The following is a 16,561-nucleotide window of genomic DNA, read 5'->3' as shown; positions in this document are numbered from 1 at the left end:
GGAGAGGGCCGGCCGGTCCGGTCGGCCTCATGTGGCCTGCCGTGGTGGCAGATTGAGGTGGTAGGCGGCGACCGAGTCCAGGTACGCCGCATCGAGGGTCTCGCGATCCGTCCTGAAGCGGGGAGCCGACCTGATCTCGTCCCGTGTGGAGGCCACGGTGATCCTCTCCGCCTCGCTGTCGATGTGTGTGACGAGTCCCGCGGGCACCAGCACGCTCCTGCCGAACACCCAGACCCCCGTGTCGACGATCAGGTGGCGCCTGGGGGCGTCGTCGGCCTGCCGGTCCACGTGCCCGATCGTGCCGTCGGCGGCTTCGACGGTGAAACCCGTCAGATCCTGTCCGTCCCGGTGACCGCTCTGCGGTGAGTACGACCAGATGTCGTCCCGGTCCACTGCTCTTCCTCCTCGGTTCTGCCGTTCCATGTCCCGCCGTCTTCCGTTCGCAACGATTGCCGGGGCATCACCCGCGTCATCGGGGTACCTGGTCACTCTCGCCCGCTGTTCCGCCCGGAGGTCTTCCTTGATTCCGTTCGTGCACAGGACCCTGACCATGCGACTCGAGTGCGCACCCGACCACCACGTCCGCGTGCTGGCCCACATGAGCTACGACGCGGAGGATCCCTTCGCGGTGACGGCGACCTTCACCCACCAGGGCCGCATCGTCGCCCAGTGGAGACTCGACCGCGGGATGCTGGCCGAGGGGGTGCGGCGCCCCGTCGGCGAGGGAGACGTCCGCCTGCGCCCTCAGCGCGCGGGGGCGCGGAGCGAACTGCGCATCGAGCTGTCCGGCGACGCCGACGCCCGTACGGGCCGCAGGTGCGCGGTGATCCTCGCGCCGGCATCCGCCGTCGTGTCCTTCCTCGAGGCCACGTACCGCGTGGTGGAACCGGGTCACGAGGAGCTGGACATGGAGGGGTTCCTCGCCAAGGTCCTCGCCCGAACGGGCAGGCGGTGAGGAGCGGTCCGCGTCCGGACGGCTCCCCACCGCACAGCGCCGCGTACGAACCGGCGGGCTCACGCGCCGACCGGCGCACCGCCCGCCGCCGGTTCGTGCGCGGCGGCCAGCTGACGGCGCGCCTCTTCTAAGGCCCGCCTCACGTCCCGGGTGCCCGTCGTCACACAGAGCGTGTAGGCGAGGTCCTGCGCGCGGTGGCCGGGCCCCGCCGCCGTCTGACGGCCCTCCTGGCGCACGGCCTCCTCGTACTCCTCGACAAGTCTGCGCAGGATCGCGGGATGGGGCTTCAGCATGAGGCTCCTTCTTCGGCTTCTTCGGCTTCTTCGGCTTCTTCGGCTTCTTCGGTCGGGTTCTGTCTCGCGGGGAACGCGGGGAACGGGGGAACGCGGGTCTTCACCGGTCGGGGCCGGACCGCTCGCCGCTGTCCCGGCGGGCTCCCGCCTTCTGCGCGCCGAGGGCCTCGTCGCGCACCCGTGCGCAACTGCGGCTGATCAGACGGGAGACGTGCATCTGCGAGATGCCCAGCTGTTCGGCGATGCGGCTCTGGGTCATGTCCTCGAAGAACCGCATGTAGAGGATGGCGCGCTCCCGTTCGGGCAGCTGCCGCAGGCCCTCCTTCGCGGCCTCGCGGTCGACGACGGTGTCGTACGACGTGTCGCAGGCGCCGAGCGTGTCGGCGAGGCTGTACCCGTCGTCGCCCGCGGACACCTCCGCGTCCAAGGACAGCGTGCTGTAGCTGTCCAGCGCCTCCATTCCGGCGGTCACCTCCTCCTCCGTGAGCTTCGTGTGAGCCGCGATCTCGGCGACGGTCGGTGTGCCGGAGCCGGCGGTCTGGCTGAGTTCGCGGCGCGCGACGCGCACCTTGTTGCGCAGTTCCTGTACGCGGCGGGGAACGCGGAGCGCCCACATCCGGTCGCGGAAGTGGCGCTTGATCTCACCCGTGATGGTGGGAACGGCGTAGCTTTCGAACGCTCCGCGTTCGGGTTCGAACCGGTCGATGGCCTTCAGCAGCCCGACGGCCGCGACCTGTCGCAGATCCTCCAGCGACTCACCGCGGTTGCGGAACCGGCCCGCGATGCGATGGGCCATGGGCAGCCAGAGCTTCACCAGTTCGTCCCGCAGCGCCTCGCGCTCGGGCCCGTCCTCCAGCTGTGCCAGCCGGACGAAGTCGGCGATGGTGTCGGGGGCGTCGTCGTGCACCCGCTGTCCCGGCCCGTGGGAACGCGCGGACACACCGGAACCGTTTGCGGAAGTCTCAACGAGCATGCGGAATCGCTCCTGAACGACGATTTTCAGGGGGAACTGCCGCGGGAAAGGGTGCGCGGGGGCGAGAGGCCCCGAAGGGAACACACCTCTCCCGTCGGCGCGCCTCTGGTCCGAAGCACGGAATCCCGCTTGCCCCGCGCTCGCGTGGGCAAACAACGGTCCGCACATGCTTCATGACACATGCTCGTGGGAGCGACGACTTCACGCCACACACCGCCCTGACGGTGCGCCTTCGCCAATTGGGAGGAGTGCTTCGCATGAAGGCGGGCAGGCGAGTCGTGACATCGGGAACTTCGGCGATTGGGGTGGACGGCATGGCAGCCGTGACGGCAGCACGGACAACGGCCACGGCGCAGGGGACTGTTACGGCGGAAGAGGCGCGACTGCCGCTCATCGACGCCCCCTCGAAGATAGGCCCGAAGGACGCCCGTGAGCTGTCGCGCCGGTTCTTCGACCGGCTGGCCGTGCTGGAAGAGGGGACCCCCGAGTACCAGTACGTACGCAACACGCTGATCGAGATGAACCTCTCCCTCGTGCGCTACGCCGCCTCGCGCTTCCGCGGCAGGGAGGACTCGTTGGAGGACATCGTCCAGGTCGGGACGATCGGGCTGATCAAGGCGATCGACCGGTTCGAGATCTCCCGGGAGGTCGAGTTCACCACGTTCGCGGTGCCTTACATCGTCGGCGAGATCAAGCGCTTCTTCCGGGACACCAGCTGGGCGGTGCACGTGCCGCGGCGTCTGCAGGAGGCCCGGGTGGAGCTGGCGAAGGCCACGGACGAGCTGCGGTCCCGGCTGGGCCGCACTCCGACCACGCGTGAGCTCTCCCAGTTGATGTCCCTGTCGGAGGAAGAGGTCATCGAGGCGCGCAAGGCGGCCAACTGCTACAACTCCGCCTCCCTCGACGCCGTGCTCGGCCCCGACGACGCCCAGGACGGCAAGACCGTGCTGGCCGACGTCATCGGCGAGGAGGACCCGTCGCTGGAACTCGTCGAGGACTTCCACTCGCTGGCACCCCTGATCGCCCAGTTCGACGAGCGGGAACGCCGGATCCTCCACATGCGCTTCGTCGAGGAGCTCACCCAGTCGGAGATCGCCGGGCACCTCGGCGTGTCGCAGATGCACGTCTCACGGCTGATCAGCCGCATCATCAAGCGTCTGCGCAAGGGCCTGCTGGAGCCCGGCGTGGCCTGACACCCCCCGCCGGTCTCCCACAGGCCGCCGGACCACAGGAGAGTCCCGCCGAACCGGGTCGGCGGGACTCTCCTCTGGCGATCACCGCACGTGGCCTCCCGGCGACCCGCCGCTGCCGACCGGCACCGGGTGCACCGGACACAGGGGAACCACCGCGGTGATGCGCTTGCCGCCGGACGGCAGGGGCGACACCGCCACATCGCGGGACAGCCGGCGGACGATCCGCCAGCCGCGGCCTCCGGTCCGCCATCGGCCGTGGTCGTCGACCGCGGGCGACGTCATGGGCAGCCGGTGGTCGCCGTCGCTCACCGACACGTACAGGTCACGACCGACGAGGGCGACGTCGAAGTCCGTGATGCCGCCGCCGTGCAGCATCGCGTTGGTGGTCAGTTCCGACACCACGAGCAACGCGTCCGAGAGCGCGTCCTCGTCGCAGCCGGTGCCCGCCGTACGCTCGGCCACCACCCGCCTGACGGCCTCACGTGCCTCCCGTGGGTTCCGCGGCCCTCCTCGGGCCCGCCCCGGCACCGCCGGGCGGCCTATGGTCTGGACCCGGTATTGCTCACGCATCCTCTCGCTCCCTGAGGGGAATTGGTGGCCGGACAGCTGCGGCGCCGGCAGTTCCGTACCGTCCCGTCACCCCGGGGACGTCCCGCCCGCACCCGTACGCGCGATCCGTGACGCCCGTTCTGTACCTTTCTCTCCTTTACATCGGCTGACCGCAACGAGGCGTCCGAAACCACGGAACGCCCTGATGGCGGGAATCACCCGGGGAGACGGCCCCGTACGGCAGCCGGTCGGCGCGAACAGCACGGCAGGGGGGAGCGGAACCGTGTGTCCGCACGAATCGCGGGTATGCGCACGAGCGCATCGCCATGACGAGCAGGGGTGTCCCCGATGTCGCCGGGCGATGCATCGAACCGCCACTTCGGGGTAACCGGCCCCGAACCGGTAACGCCTGTGGGAGGTACTTGTGTCTGTTGCCCAGAATCCGTTGTCGATCAAGGTGACGCTGCCGCGGGAGGATGCCGCGCTGCTCACCATCGAGGGCGATCTGGACATCGATACCGCGACGGAGCTCCAGCATCACGTGGCGAACCAGCTCCACCACGGTCGGCGGCACTTCCTGCTCGACGTCTCGTCCGTGCCCTTCATGGACTCGTCCGGCATGAACATCATCCTGCGGGTCTACCAGGAGGTACGGCAGATCCACGGGGGCGTGTACGTGATCTCCCCGACGCCGGCAGTGCGGCGGATCCTGGACCTCACGGGCGTCAGCATCACCGTGCGGACGGTGGAGAGCGTCGAGGAGGCGCTGGCCGCCCTGGACGACCCGCGGACCGACGAGGAACCGTTGGACGCGGAGCAGGCCGGCCCGGTGCGCTCAGAGCGATCAGGGGACTCCCCGTCCGACTAGGGCCCGTCGGCCGGACCTCGAATCCCGTGACGCCACGGGGTGATTCGTCCGTCGCGAGGAGCCTCCACGGGACCAACAGTTGCTGTTTGACAACTATGGCCGTGAGGCAACAGAGTGAGCCAGGGCAAGCGCGGGAGGTGTGAGATGCGCGGGAGCAACGCCGCATGTCAGGCACCCCTGACGCCGGATCAGGCACTCTGGACGTCAGGGGTCTCGCCCTCGTGGATCTGTGCCGCCGCGGCGCCGCAGAACGCCTCCAGGCCCTCCAGCAGCGCGGTGCGCTTCGCGGTGGGCATCTGCGCCAGCACGGCCTCCAGGGCGCTCTCACGGCGGCCCCGCAGGTTCGCCAGGAAGGTCCGGCCGCGCCGGCTCAGCTGCAGGCGCAGTTCACGGCGGCTGGAGGCACTGGGCTTCCGCTCCACGAAACCGACGGCCTGCAGGCGGTCGCACAGTCTGCTGGTGGAGGGCGGTGTGGAGCCCAGGGCGTCCGCGAGCATCCGCAGGTTGATGCCGTCGTTGTGTTCGAGGATGAACAGCACGCGGATCTGTGAGGCGGACACCGGCGCTGTGGAAGCACGGCCCCACACGACCTCCAGCAGCTCCGCCGCCTGTGAGGTCATACGCGCCAGCTCGTCCGGCCGTGGGTGCGAGGAGGAGGAAGGCACGCCCCCACTCTTCCAGGGTTCTCGAACAGTGTCAGCCCGCTACGGCGGACAGGCCGGACAGAACACCGGATACAGGCACAGGAGTACAGACGGACGGCGACCGCGGCGACGCGGGACCAGCACCGTCACAGTGGAGAGAATGGCGTGTCCGACATCGTGAACAGGTTGGCGGCAGCCGAGCGGGCACTGCGCTCCGCGCCCCCGCACCACCTGGTGGACGCGGTCCGCCAGGTGCTGTGCGGAAGCTACGCGGCGAAGGCGGTCGACCTCCTCATGGCCGACTACGGGCTCGCCGTGCTGCGGAGCGTCCCCGTGCCCGCCGGCCGGCCCGAGTCCCTGCCGGTGCACGGCAGCCCGGCCGGGCGGGCGTTCGGGTCCCAGGAACCGTGTCTGGAGAGGTGCGGCGACGCGCAGGTGCGCCTGCACGTGCCCGTGTCGGTGCGCGGCGACCGTCTCGGCGTGCTGGTGGTCACCATGGACTCCGCCGACCAGGCCGAGGAGCACCGCGCCGAGCTGGCCGAGATCGCCGAGGTCCTGGGACACGAGATGATCGTCGCGGAACGGGACACCGACGTGTACCTCCGGGCGCGGCGCACGGACCGCCTCACACTGGCGGCCGAGATGCAGTGGCAGCTGCTTCCCGGCCGTTCCTGCGCACGCCCTGAGTACGCGCTCGGCGGCCAGTTGGAGCCCGCCTACGCGGTCTTCGGCGACAACTTCGACTGGTCCGCGAGCGCCGACCGCCTGATGCTGTACATCACCAACGGCATGGGAGAGGGCATCGAGGCGTCGCTGCTGACCACCCTGGGGATCAACGCGCTGCGCAACGCGCGGCGTGCGGGCCTGTCCATCGCCGACCAGGCCGCCCTCGCCGACCAGGCGATCCACGCCCACTACCAGGGCCGTGTCCACCTGTCCGTGCTCCTGCTGGACCTGGACCTGGCCACCGGGCGCCTCCAGGTCGTCGACGCCGGTTCGCCCCGGATGCTGCGCCTGCGCGAGCGGAACGTGACGTCCGTCGACCTGGAGGCGCAGCTCCCCCTCGGCATGTTCGAGGAAACCGACTACGTGGCTCAGGAGTTCCACGTCGAGCCGGGGGACCGGCTGGTCTTCGTCAGCGACGGGGTGCACGGGGTCGCCGCGCCCGGTGGCGAGACGTACGGGGAGCGGGCCCTGGCGCGGGCCATCACCTCCACCGCTCTGCTCCCGGCGGCCGACGTGCCCGCCGCCGTACTGAGGCAGCTGTCGGGCCACCGCGGTTCCGCCGAGCCCGAGGACGACGCGCTGGTGGTCTGCCTCGACTGGTTCGGGCGGTCATGACGTCATGAGAGGGAGGTCGTACGGCCCGGACCGCCGGGCAGGGCAGCGCGGTTGCCGAGGATCACAGCGCGTCTACAGTTGTCGGGCATTCAATCAAGGGATCGCACCGACGGGCTCTCCGCTGAAGCCGGGGCAGCGCACAACAGGTGAGGAGTAATACGTGCCGGAGCAGCAAGCGGCAGGACACCAGGACACGTCGGCGCAGGAGGTCGCGGACTTCCTGCGCCGACGTCGGGAGCAGATCGCCCAACGGTGGGCCGACGCGGCTCTGTTCCGCACCGTCTTCACCGTCTCCCGGGACGAGGCGGTGGAAGCGGGCCGGGCCGTGGTGGAGGCGCTGGCCGCGGTGGCCGCCGCCGAACGCGTGGAGGAGCAGGAGGCCGACGGCTTCGCCGTCGTGCGCGAACAGCTCGCGCGGATGGCGGCCTCGCGTTCCCGCGCCGGTTCGACGAACAGTCAGATCTCGGTCGAGGTGGACGCGTTGCGGCCGCCCGTCGTCGATCTTCTCGTCGCCGACCTGCAGGACCGTCCGGCGGAGGACGTGCGGGAGTGCACGACCCAACTCACCGTCCTGATGGGCACGCTGCGCCTGGTCGTTCTGGAGACGCTGCTGAGCGCGGGACAGGAGCTCATCAACCGGCAGCACGTGCAGCTGCTCGAAGTGGCCACGCCCGTGATCAAGTTGTGGGAGGGCATCGTCGCCGTGCCGCTGATCGGCACGCTCGACAGCGCCCGCAGCCAAGTGGTGATGGAAACACTCCTGGACTCGATCGTGGAACAGCACGCGCGTTTCGCGATCCTCGACATCACGGGGGTGCCGACCGTCGACTCCCTCGTCGCACAGCACCTGATGAAGACCGTCGCGGCGGCACGTCTGATGGGGGCGGAGTGCATCGTCTCCGGCATCCGGCCCGCCATCGCCCAGACCATCGTCCACCTGGGCCTCGACCTGGGCACGGTGAAGACTCGGGCGAGCCTGGCTGACGCCCTCGGGTACGCCCTGATGGAGCAGGGCGTACACATCGTGCCCCAGGATTCGCACGACGCGGGGCCCCGGTGACCGGCGCGTTCCCCTCCCCGTACGGTGGCCAGGTGCCCGTCCTCAGGCTCGGTGACGTCCTTCTCGTCACGCTTCAGGGGGACCTGCACGACGGCACGGCGGAGCAGCTCCAGCAGGACGTCAGCGAGGCGGCCGCCGACAGCCTGGTCAAGGGCGTGGTCATCGACCTCTCGGGTGTGGAGATCGTCGACTCGTTCCTCGGCCGGGTACTCAGCGACATCGCGGCCAAGACGCGGCTCCTCGCCGCGGAGACCGTCGTGGCCGGGATGCGCCCCGCCGTGGCCATCACGCTCGTGGAACTGGGTCTGACCCTCCCGGGGCTGCGCACGGCACTGAGCTCCGAGGAGGCCATGCGCCTCCTCGGCGAAGCCTCGATCTCCCCCCGGCACGGGCGCACACGCCAGGAGAGTCCCTGATGCAGACAGCCGGCGGTGTCTCCGCTTGCCTGCCGATCCACTCGGACCTGGATCTGGTGTGGGTACGGCAGCACGTGCGGCAGGCCGCTGCCCAGCTCGGCTTCGGCCTGGTGGCACAGACGAAACTGGTCACCGCCGCCAGTGAGTTGGCCCGCAACACCCTCGTCCACGGCGGCGGGGGACAGATGGCGTGCGCACCGGTGAACAGGGGCGGCGTGCCGGGGCTGCGGCTCGCCTTCAGCGACGAGGGACCGGGCATCCCCGATATCGACCAGGCCCTGCGCGACGGCTACACCTCCGGTGAAGGGCTGGGCATGGGCCTCGGGGGGGCGCGGCGTCTGGTCCACGAGTTCGACATCGACAGCCGCCCGGGCAGGGGGACGACCGTGACGGTGACCTCGTGGGTCTCGGGTCCTCCGCGGCCGCGTGAGGAGCCGTGATGCCCCGCGTCTGGGAGGTGCCGGTCCACGACTCGACCCGCGTGCGCGACGTACGCGTGGCGACGGAGGAGGCGGCGGGCCTGGCAGGACTCGACGACGACCGCACGGCGGGCGCCGCCCTCGTGGCCACCGAGCTCGCGACGAACCTGCTGAAGCACGCGGGCGGCGGGCGGATACTCCTGGACCTTGTGGAGTTCCCGCTCGCGCCCCCGGGTCACGAGCGCGTCCCCGTCGTGCAGATCCTGGCGGTCGACCACGGCCCGGGGATGGCCGACGTGGGCACCGCGCTGCGCGACGGCTTTTCGACCACCGACTCGCTCGGTGCCGGTCTCGGGACCTGCCGTCGGGTCGCCGACGACTTCGACCTGCACAGTGTGCCGGGGCGGGGGACGGTCGCGCTGGCACGGATCGGCGCCCGGCGGGGCCGTTCCGGCGCCGCGGGGCGCCCGGCCCGTCCCCCGGTGCGGGTGGGCGGCATCAACTTCCCTTTCGCGGCGGCGGAGTACTCGGGTGACGCCTGGGCAGGGATCCGGTCGGGCGACCGCGTGACGCTGATGCTGGCCGACGGTCTGGGCCACGGCCCGGAGGCGGCACGCGCGTCCTCGGCCGCGGTCGAGGAGCTGCGCCGTTCGGGCGAGTTGCCGCCGGCGGAGTTCCTGCGGCGGCTGGACGGGGCGCTGCGCGACACCCGGGGCGCGGCCGTGGCCGTCGCCCAACTGGAGGTCGGAGCCGGACAGCTGCGCTTCGCCGGGGTCGGGAACATAGGAGCCCGGCTGCGTCGCGGCGACAGGTGGCAGCCCCTGCTCTCGCGTCCGGGGATCGTCGGCGCCCACCGGTCGGCGAGGCTGCCCGAGCACCGGGTGGAGTGGGAGGACGACTGCCTTCTGGTACTGCACAGTGACGGCCTGCCGAGCCGATGGAGTCCCGGTCCGGCGGCGCACAGCCCGTCCCTCGACCCCGCTGTCGTCGCCGCGATGATCGTGCGCGACGCGAGCAGCCCCGCCCGGCCGGTGCGCGACGACACCGCGGTCGCCGTACTGAGCCTCGCACCACCGGACCGGACCTCATGACCCGTATCTGGCACATCAGCACCGTCACCGACGCCGCACGGGCCCGGATCGCCACCGCCCGGCTCGCCACCGCGTACGGTGTGACGGCCGTGGAGCGCGCACGTCTGGTGACCGCGCTCACCGAACACCTGCGCCAGTGCCTGACCAAGGGCGGTGAGTGGCGGCTCGGTGTGCGGGTCCCCCCTTCGCCGGGTGCCGGCGGCCGGTTCGTCGTGGAGGTGGCGTCGGCCGCCCACCGCCCGACCGACACCCAGCCGCCCTGGCGCGTCACGGCGTCCTTCCCCGCGAACGGTGACGGCTCCGGGGCGGAGCACGTGGGCGACGATCCTGAGACGCTGGCGGAGGCCCTGTTCAGCGCCGACGAGGACGCGGCCGTGCTGCTGGAGAAGCTCGAAGAGCAGGAGCAGCTGGTCGCCTTCCACCGTGAGGAACTCCACCAGACCAACCAGGGCGTCCTGGCCCTGCACGCCGAACTCGACGCGGCCGGGCGGGCGCAGCGGGAGCTCTTCGACGCCGAGCAGAAGGCCCACGCGGCAGCGGAGCAGGCCCGTGGCCGTCTGACCTTCCTGGCCGATGCGAGCGCCGCACTCACCGCCTCCCTCAACCACGACGCGATCGTGCGGCTCCTGCCCGAGCTGCTGGTGCCCCGGTACGCCCGCACCGTCGACGTGTGGCTGTTCGGCGAGGGAGACGACGAAGGGGCCGACGAGAACCGCAGCAGGCCGCATCCGGCCGCCGCCGTCGTCGCGGCACGGCGGGGGCGCCCCCAGTACGCCGCCGACCACCCCGGCGGCCTGCCCGGCGTCGACGACCAGCCGCCTTCCGCGCTGGAACCCGGACGGCCGCTGCTGTGCGTCCCGCTGATGACCCGCGGGGCTCCTCTGGGCGTGCTGACGCTGTCACCCCCAAAGGAGCGCTGGGACGCCGACGACGCCGTCATGCTGATCGAGCTCACCCGGCGGGCCAGCATCGCCCTGGAGAACGCCAGACGCTTCGAGCACAACCGCGACATCGCCGAGACGCTGCAGCGGGCGCTGCTCACGGACCTCCCCACGACCCCCGGCCTGCACCTGGCCGCACGCTATCTGCCGGCCACGCACGGTCTGAACATCGGCGGGGACTGGTACGACGCCTTCCGCCAGCCCGACGGCAGCCTGATCACCGTCATCGGCGACGTGACGGGGCACGGTCTGCACGCCGCCGTCATGATGAGCCAGCTGCGCACGGCCCTGCGGGCCTACGCCGTCGACGGCGGAAGTCCCGGCGAGCTGCTCACCCACCTGCACACCTTTCTGCACCACCTGCAGCCCGACCTGTACGCGACGGCCGTCATCGCGCGCTTCCATCCCGACGACCCGACCCTCACGTGGGCCGCCGCGGGTCATCCGCCACCGGTCCTGCGCACGCCCGACGGACAGGTGCACACGCTCGACGCCAAACCGGGTGCCATGCTCGGCATCCCCCTCCGGCAGAAGATCGGCGACCACACCGTGCCCCTCCCGCCCGGCTCGACGCTGGCGCTCTACACCGACGGCCTGGTGGAGCGCCGCGCCCAGGGCATAGACCCGGGCATCGAGCGTCTCGCGACGGCTCTGGCGGCTTTCGAGCCGACCGACCTCGACCGGGACCTGGAGGGGTCGGCCGACCGGCTCCTGCAGCCGCTGCTGCGCGACTCCGAGCACGACGACGACGTGTGCCTGCTGCTGTGCCACATCCACAGCGACGCGTCGAGGATCAGGGAGGCGACGCCTTCGGGCACACGCGCCTGACCGGGAGGCCGGCGGTCGCCGGCGTCGTCAGCGGTCGGCACGCCGGTCCCGCGCAGGCCGTGGGTCCTCCGCCCGCGTCTCGTGGAAGGTCCGCAGGAGTTCCTCCAGCATGCCGCGCCGACCCGGTGGCAGGCCGTCGAGCGCCGTGGTGACATGCGCGGACAGCCGGTCGGTGACATCGGTGAGGTACCTGCGGCCGTCCGCGGTGACCACCAGTTGCACCTCGCGCCGGTCGCCGGGCTGCACGTTCCGCTGGAGCAGTCCGGCGGCCTCCAGCCGGTCGCACATCCTGCTGGCGGTGGGCAGCCCGATGTCCAGTTGCTCGGCCAGTCCGGTGAGGTTGAGTTCGGGCCGCCGGCGCACGATCCGCAGGGCCCGCACCTGGCGGGCGGGCAGGCGCGGCGTGACGTCCTCCACGGCGGCGAACCAGAGCGCCACCAGGTTCTCCACCGCGTCGACCACGTGCCGGCCGACCGCGTCGCCGTGGGAGCGGGGGGCTTCTTCGCAGCCCACCGCCCGTCACCCTCCGCAAACCCTCGACCACCGGGTGCGGGGCCGTCTCGGCCAGGCCGGGACCACCGGCCGGCGCCCCCTCGCGGCACCGGCGGAATCACGCCGGCCACGACGGACGGGACGGATTCGCGGTATGCACACAGCTCCAGCGGTACCCACGAACGCTTCTCTCTCAGTCAACTCCGGCCAAAACCTTGGTCATGTCCAAGGGACTACCCGGAGCTTCCGTGAGTACACGGCCGTCTCACATCCTCCGCGTGGTACCTCGACAGGCCGGTCACAGTTCCGTGGGGAGTCCGCTCGCCTCGGCGATGCCGCGCAGTTCCTCGTCCTCCCGGTACCGGGCGCGGATGCAGTCGGCGATGTCCTTGCGGCGTTCCGGGTCGGCCGCCGTGTCGGGATCGGTGACGACCCGGACGGGCTCGCCACCCTCGATCTCTATCTGGATGAGTTCGTTGTCGACGCGTCCCGTGACGGCGGTGGCGATGACCAGTGCGGCCTCGTCGCGGACCGTCTGTGAGACGTCGTCCATGGCGTCGTCGTCCACATCCTGGCCGACTGGTCCGGACTCCTCCGAGTCGAGCGCCCGCAGCACCGGCTCGACCATGCCCAGCAGGAGCTCGTACTCCTCGGAGGTCATGCTCATGCGCAGGAGGCCGAGGTGGATGTCCAGGGCCTCACTCTGGGGTGGGAGATTCGGCTCGTTCATGGTGTTCGGGTTCCCCGATATCCGGATCGCTCCCAGAAAACCTCAAGAGACACACGGGGCCGCCGTTTTCCCGGCGGGGGCCGGGGTGACGGGGGTGCGCGGTCATGGGATGGCCCTCGCCCGGCGCACAGGCGCCGGGCGAGGGCCGGTGTTCGTCGGGTCAGCCGTGGCGACTGGTGCTGCCTTCGCCGTGGCCGGCCTTCCCTCCCTCACCCAGCACGCCGTCGTCGGCGGTCGTCCGGTCGAGAGTGCTGTGGGTGTCGTCCACGTCCAGGTTGCCGAGGGCGCCCGCGTCGAGACCGTGGGACGGCGTGATGGCCGCGACGACGAAACCGGTGGCCAGGGAGGCGATGGCGAGCATGCTGCGCTTCTTCATACCCTGCTCAACTGCGAAACCGGCTCGAGGTCACGCGTCCCTCTGTCATCCGATGACCTGTCAGGCCCTTGCGCGCCCAGGCACTCGCCCCCTCCCCTTCCACCTCGCCTCCATGCGTCCTACCGTAAGCCCGCACGGATGACGCGAACATGAAAACCTCCCATCTTTCGCGAGGACGAAGGAGCGTAACAATGCGTCACCTTCCCACCCGCACAGCTCGCCGAAGAGTGGTCGGGGCGCTCGTCGCGGGGGTGCTCGGCCTCGCCGGGCTCTCCGCACCGGCCCTGGCCACCCCCGCCGCGTACCCGGCGGCCCCCGCCCTGGACGACGGGCTCGCCCTCACCCCGCCGATGGGGTTCAACAACTGGAACTCCACGCACTGCCGCGCGGAGTTCAACGAGGCCATGGTCAAGGGCATCGCGGACATCTTCGTCGAGAAGGGGCTCAAGGACGCCGGGTACGAGTACGTCAATCTGGACGACTGCTGGGCGCTGCCGCAGCGGGACGCGGACGGCAAGCTGGTGCCGGACCCGGTGCGCTTCCCGAACGGCATCAAGGCCGTCGCGGACTACGTGCACTCCAAGGGCCTGAAGTTCGGCATCTACACCAGCGCGGGCACGAAGACGTGCAACAGCGCCGGGTTCCCGGGCGCGCTGGGCCACGAGTACAGCGACGCACGGCAGTTCGCGGACTGGGGCGTCGACTACCTCAAGTACGACAACTGCAACAACCAGGGTGTCGACGCCAAGCTGCGGTACACGACCATGCGCGACGCGCTCCGGGCCACGGGCCGGCCCATCGTCTACAGCATATGTGAATGGGGTCAGAACAAGCCCTGGGAGTGGGCCTCCGGTGTCGGGCACCTGTGGCGCACGACCGGTGACATCAGCGACACCTGGGGCTCGATGCTGTCGATCCTCAAGAAGAACCTGCCGCTCGCGCCGTACGCCGGACCCGGGAACTGGAACGACCCGGACATGCTGGAGGTCGGCAACGGCGGCATGACGGACACCGAGTACCGCACGCACTTCTCGATGTGGTCCATCATGGCGGCGCCGCTGCTGATCGGCTCGGACCTGCGGTCGGCGTCCGACGAGACCTTCGACATCCTGGGGAACCGCGAGGTCATCGCGGTCGACCAGGACCCGCTGGGACGGCAGGGCACGGTGGTGTCGTCCGAAGGCGGTCGCTGGGTCGTCTCCAAGGAGATGAAGGACGGCAGCCGGACCGTCGCCCTCTTCAACGAGACGGCCGGCGCGCAGCGGATCTCCACGACCGCCGCGGCCGTCGGGCTTCCCGCGGCCGACGGGTACACCCTGCGCGACCTGTGGCAGCACAAGAGCTACAACACCGCGGGCAGTATCTCGGCGACCGTCCCCGCTCATGGCACGGTCCTCTTCCGTGTCCGGGCCGACGGCAAGTGGGCCGCGTATCCGCCGTCCGTCGAACTCGGCCTGCAGGGCGGCCCGTTGATCGAGGCGGGCGAACCGGCCGCGCTCACGACCACGGTCACCGGTCTCGGCCGCACTCCGGCGAAGCGCGTCTCGGTCGCCCTCACCGGACCGGCGGGGTGGACGGTACGGCCGGCCTCGCCCACCACCGCGGGCACGCTGCCCACGGGACGTTCCCTGCGGACCTCGTGGAAGGTGACGGCGCCGGAGGGCACGGCCGCGGGGTCGTACGACCTGACGCTCAAGGTCACGTACCGGTCGCCGGCCGGGGTGCGGGCCGAGAGTGTGGTGCCGCTGCGGTTCTCCGTGGTGGCCGCGCCGCCCTCGGGCACCTCGTACCTGAGCGATCTGCCGTGGCTGTCCACGGCCAACGGCTGGGGTCCCGTCGAACGCGACACCAGCAACGGTGAGAGCGCGGCGGGCGACGGCAATCCCCTCACCGTGGGCGGAACCGTGTACGCGAAGGGGCTCGGCGTGCACGCGCAGAGCGCCGTCGAGTACTACACGGGCAAGGCCTGTGAGACGGTCACCGCGCAGGTGGGCGTCGATGACGAGGAGGGGGCCGCCGGGTCCGTCGCCTTCGAGATCCGCGCGGACGGTGCGACGGTCGCCTCGACGGGGACGCTCACCAACGCCCAGGGCGCGCAGGGGATTTCAGCCGATGTGAGCGGCGCCCAGGTGATCTCGCTCGTCGTCACGGACGGCGGGGACGGGACGACGTCGGATCACGGGGACTGGGGCGACGCGCAGTTGAGCTGCTAGAGGATTTCGCCCCGCCGCCCCTACCCGTTCCCATCCCATGGGGGCTGCGCCCCAGACCCCCGGTATCGGCCTTCGGCCTCGTCCTCAAACGCCGGACGGGCTGAAAAACCAAGCCCCGGCCGGGGGAAGATCAGCCCCTCCGGCGTTTGAGGAGCGGGGTCCGGGGCGGAGCCCCGGGGAACGGGAATGGGCAGGGGCGGCGGGCACGAGCAAAGGACCGCGCCTCACACCGCCGTGGCGCTCGGCCTCCGGGCCAGCGCCGCGGCGGCCGCGCCGACGAGCCCCGCGTCCGTCCCCATCTGCGCGGGCGTCACCGTCAGCCGCTGAACGAACGACAACGTGGCGTAGTTCTTGAGCGCCGCACGCAGCGGGGAGAAGAGAACGTCGCCCGCCTTGCCCACTCCCCCGCCGATCACGGCGATGTCGATCTCGACGAGCGTGGCGGTGGCGGCGATCCCGGCCGCCAGGGCCTGCGCGGCCCGATCGAAGGACGCCAGGGCCACCGGGTCACCGGCCCGTGCCGCGGCGGCCACCGCGGCGGCCGAGGTGTCGCCGTCGGGCCCCGCCTGCCAGCCGTTCTCCAGCGCGCGCCGGGCGATGTTCGGCCCGCTCGCGATGCGCTCCACACAACCGCGCGAACCGCACGGGCACAGATCACCGTCGAGGTCGACGCTGATGTGGCCGATATGACCCGCGTTGCCGGTGGGGCCGGGATGCAGCTGCCCGTTCAGGACGAGCCCGCCGCCCACGCCCGTGGACACGACCATGCACAGCGCGTTGTCGTGACCCCGGGCCGCGCCCTGCCAGTGCTCGGCGGCCGTGATGGCCACGCCGTCGCCGATCAGCTCGACGGGCAGGTCGCCCGTGACCGCGCGAGCACGCTCGACCAGCGGGTAGCCGCGCCAGCCGGGCACGTTCACCGGGCTCACGGTGCCGGCGGAGGCGTCCACGGGGCCCGCGCTGCCGATGCCGAGGGCGCCCGCCCTGCTCCACAGCGGGGATGCCGTCAGCTCGCCGAGCACCTCCTCGACGGCCCCCATCACGGTGTCGCCGTCCTCCTGCGCGGGCGTCGCGCGCTGGGCGCGCACCAGGATCCGGCCGTGGCCGTCCACCAGCGCTCCGGCGATCTTGGTGCCGCCGATGTCGAGCGCGGCCACGAGGTCGGTGTGCATGAGTGTC

At 71.2% G+C, this 16,561-nt stretch carries 19 protein-coding genes; 10 read left to right on the top strand and 9 right to left on the bottom strand.

Annotation, left to right across the window (positions count from 1 at the left end; genetic code table 11):
• Positions 1 to 27: 27 nt before the first annotated feature.
• On the bottom strand, positions 28 to 393 hold the full coding sequence (locus ACZ49J_RS19720; RefSeq protein WP_467449551.1) for a PRC-barrel domain-containing protein: 366 nt from the start codon (positions 391 to 393) through the stop codon (positions 28 to 30).
• 157 nt (positions 394 to 550) lie between these two features.
• On the opposite strand from ACZ49J_RS19720, the gene ACZ49J_RS19715 reads away from it, so the two are divergent.
• Positions 551 to 955 carry an SsgA family sporulation/cell division regulator gene (locus tag ACZ49J_RS19715; protein WP_467449550.1) on the top strand — a complete coding sequence of 135 codons (405 nt, stop codon included), beginning with the start codon at positions 551 to 553 and terminating at the stop codon, positions 953 to 955.
• Positions 956 to 1,014: 59 nt separating this feature from the next.
• Here ACZ49J_RS19715 and ACZ49J_RS19710 read toward each other — a convergent pair whose 3' ends face one another.
• Positions 1,015 to 1,248: a DUF5133 domain-containing protein gene (locus ACZ49J_RS19710; protein WP_467449547.1), complete on the bottom strand. Its 234-nt coding sequence runs from the start codon at positions 1,246 to 1,248 to the stop codon at positions 1,015 to 1,017.
• A gap of 100 nt (positions 1,249 to 1,348) precedes the next feature.
• On the bottom strand, positions 1,349 to 2,221 hold the full coding sequence (locus tag ACZ49J_RS19705) for an RNA polymerase sigma factor SigF (protein ID WP_467449545.1): 873 nt from the start codon (positions 2,219 to 2,221) through the stop codon (positions 1,349 to 1,351).
• 314 nt (positions 2,222 to 2,535) lie between these two features.
• Here ACZ49J_RS19705 and ACZ49J_RS19700 point away from each other — a divergent pair, with 314 nt between their 5' ends.
• Positions 2,536 to 3,414, top strand: a complete 879-nt coding sequence (locus ACZ49J_RS19700) for an RNA polymerase sigma factor SigF (protein WP_467449544.1) — start codon at positions 2,536 to 2,538, stop codon at positions 3,412 to 3,414.
• A gap of 81 nt (positions 3,415 to 3,495) precedes the next feature.
• On the opposite strand, the gene ACZ49J_RS19695 is transcribed toward ACZ49J_RS19700, so the two are convergent.
• Positions 3,496 to 3,984, bottom strand: a complete 489-nt coding sequence (locus ACZ49J_RS19695) for an ATP-binding protein (protein ID WP_467449542.1) — start codon at positions 3,982 to 3,984, stop codon at positions 3,496 to 3,498.
• Between the two features lie 403 nt (positions 3,985 to 4,387).
• On the opposite strand from ACZ49J_RS19695, the gene ACZ49J_RS19690 reads away from it, so the two are divergent.
• Positions 4,388 to 4,831, top strand: a complete 444-nt coding sequence (locus tag ACZ49J_RS19690; protein ID WP_467449540.1) for an STAS domain-containing protein — start codon at positions 4,388 to 4,390, stop codon at positions 4,829 to 4,831.
• 188 nt (positions 4,832 to 5,019) lie between these two features.
• Here ACZ49J_RS19690 and ACZ49J_RS19685 read toward each other — a convergent pair whose 3' ends face one another.
• Positions 5,020 to 5,451, bottom strand: a complete 432-nt coding sequence (locus ACZ49J_RS19685; RefSeq protein WP_467449538.1) for a MarR family winged helix-turn-helix transcriptional regulator — start codon at positions 5,449 to 5,451, stop codon at positions 5,020 to 5,022.
• 189 nt (positions 5,452 to 5,640) lie between these two features.
• Here ACZ49J_RS19685 and ACZ49J_RS19680 point away from each other — a divergent pair, with 189 nt between their 5' ends.
• The 6 genes from ACZ49J_RS19680 to ACZ49J_RS19655 all read left to right on the top strand — a co-directional run bounded on the left by ACZ49J_RS19680 (position 5,641) and on the right by ACZ49J_RS19655 (position 11,571).
• Positions 5,641 to 6,816: a PP2C family protein-serine/threonine phosphatase gene (locus tag ACZ49J_RS19680; RefSeq protein WP_467449537.1), complete on the top strand. Its 1,176-nt coding sequence runs from the start codon at positions 5,641 to 5,643 to the stop codon at positions 6,814 to 6,816.
• A 160-nt stretch (positions 6,817 to 6,976) separates the two neighbouring features.
• Entirely contained in the window at positions 6,977 to 7,876 is a 900-nt protein-coding gene (locus ACZ49J_RS19675; protein ID WP_467449536.1) for an STAS domain-containing protein, read from the top strand.
• Positions 7,873 to 8,292 carry an STAS domain-containing protein gene (locus ACZ49J_RS19670; RefSeq protein ID WP_467449534.1) on the top strand — a complete coding sequence of 140 codons (420 nt, stop codon included), beginning with the start codon at positions 7,873 to 7,875 and terminating at the stop codon, positions 8,290 to 8,292. Before ACZ49J_RS19675 ends, ACZ49J_RS19670 begins: the two co-directional genes overlap by 4 nt.
• Entirely contained in the window at positions 8,292 to 8,732 is a 441-nt protein-coding gene (locus ACZ49J_RS19665; protein ID WP_467449533.1) for an anti-sigma regulatory factor, read from the top strand. Before ACZ49J_RS19670 ends, ACZ49J_RS19665 begins: the two co-directional genes overlap by 1 nt.
• Positions 8,732 to 9,802: a SpoIIE family protein phosphatase gene (locus ACZ49J_RS19660; RefSeq protein ID WP_467449532.1), complete on the top strand. Its 1,071-nt coding sequence runs from the start codon at positions 8,732 to 8,734 to the stop codon at positions 9,800 to 9,802. Before ACZ49J_RS19665 ends, ACZ49J_RS19660 begins: the two co-directional genes overlap by 1 nt.
• Complete coding sequence (locus ACZ49J_RS19655; protein WP_467449531.1) at positions 9,799 to 11,571, top strand: PP2C family protein-serine/threonine phosphatase; 1,773 nt, start codon at positions 9,799 to 9,801, stop codon at positions 11,569 to 11,571. The genes ACZ49J_RS19660 and ACZ49J_RS19655 overlap by 4 nt, the downstream gene beginning before the upstream one ends.
• A 27-nt stretch (positions 11,572 to 11,598) precedes the next feature.
• Here the strand turns inward: ACZ49J_RS19655 and ACZ49J_RS19650 are convergent, their stop codons facing one another.
• The 3 genes from ACZ49J_RS19650 to ACZ49J_RS19640 all read right to left on the bottom strand — a co-directional run bounded on the left by ACZ49J_RS19650 (position 11,599) and on the right by ACZ49J_RS19640 (position 13,169).
• Positions 11,599 to 12,084, bottom strand: coding sequence for a MarR family winged helix-turn-helix transcriptional regulator (locus tag ACZ49J_RS19650; RefSeq protein ID WP_467449529.1), 486 nt, complete (start codon positions 12,082 to 12,084; stop codon positions 11,599 to 11,601).
• Between the two features lie 277 nt (positions 12,085 to 12,361).
• Positions 12,362 to 12,793: a hypothetical protein gene (locus ACZ49J_RS19645; RefSeq protein WP_467449528.1), complete on the bottom strand. Its 432-nt coding sequence runs from the start codon at positions 12,791 to 12,793 to the stop codon at positions 12,362 to 12,364.
• Positions 12,794 to 12,953: 160 nt separating this feature from the next.
• On the bottom strand, positions 12,954 to 13,169 hold the full coding sequence (locus ACZ49J_RS19640) for a hypothetical protein (RefSeq protein WP_467449527.1): 216 nt from the start codon (positions 13,167 to 13,169) through the stop codon (positions 12,954 to 12,956).
• A 191-nt stretch (positions 13,170 to 13,360) separates the two neighbouring features.
• Here ACZ49J_RS19640 and ACZ49J_RS19635 point away from each other — a divergent pair, with 191 nt between their 5' ends.
• Entirely contained in the window at positions 13,361 to 15,382 is a 2,022-nt protein-coding gene (locus ACZ49J_RS19635; RefSeq protein ID WP_467449525.1) for an NPCBM/NEW2 domain-containing protein, read from the top strand.
• 224 nt (positions 15,383 to 15,606) lie between these two features.
• On the opposite strand, the gene ACZ49J_RS19630 is transcribed toward ACZ49J_RS19635, so the two are convergent.
• On the bottom strand, positions 15,607 to 16,554 hold the full coding sequence (locus ACZ49J_RS19630; RefSeq protein ID WP_467449523.1) for an ROK family protein: 948 nt from the start codon (positions 16,552 to 16,554) through the stop codon (positions 15,607 to 15,609).
• Positions 16,555 to 16,561: the final 7 nt, after the last annotated feature.

It is taken from the genome of Streptomyces sp. NPDC030840, assembly GCF_055572015.1.
The sequence above is the reverse complement of the archived record's forward strand: the minus strand, read 5'-3'. Positions and strand labels throughout refer to the sequence as shown.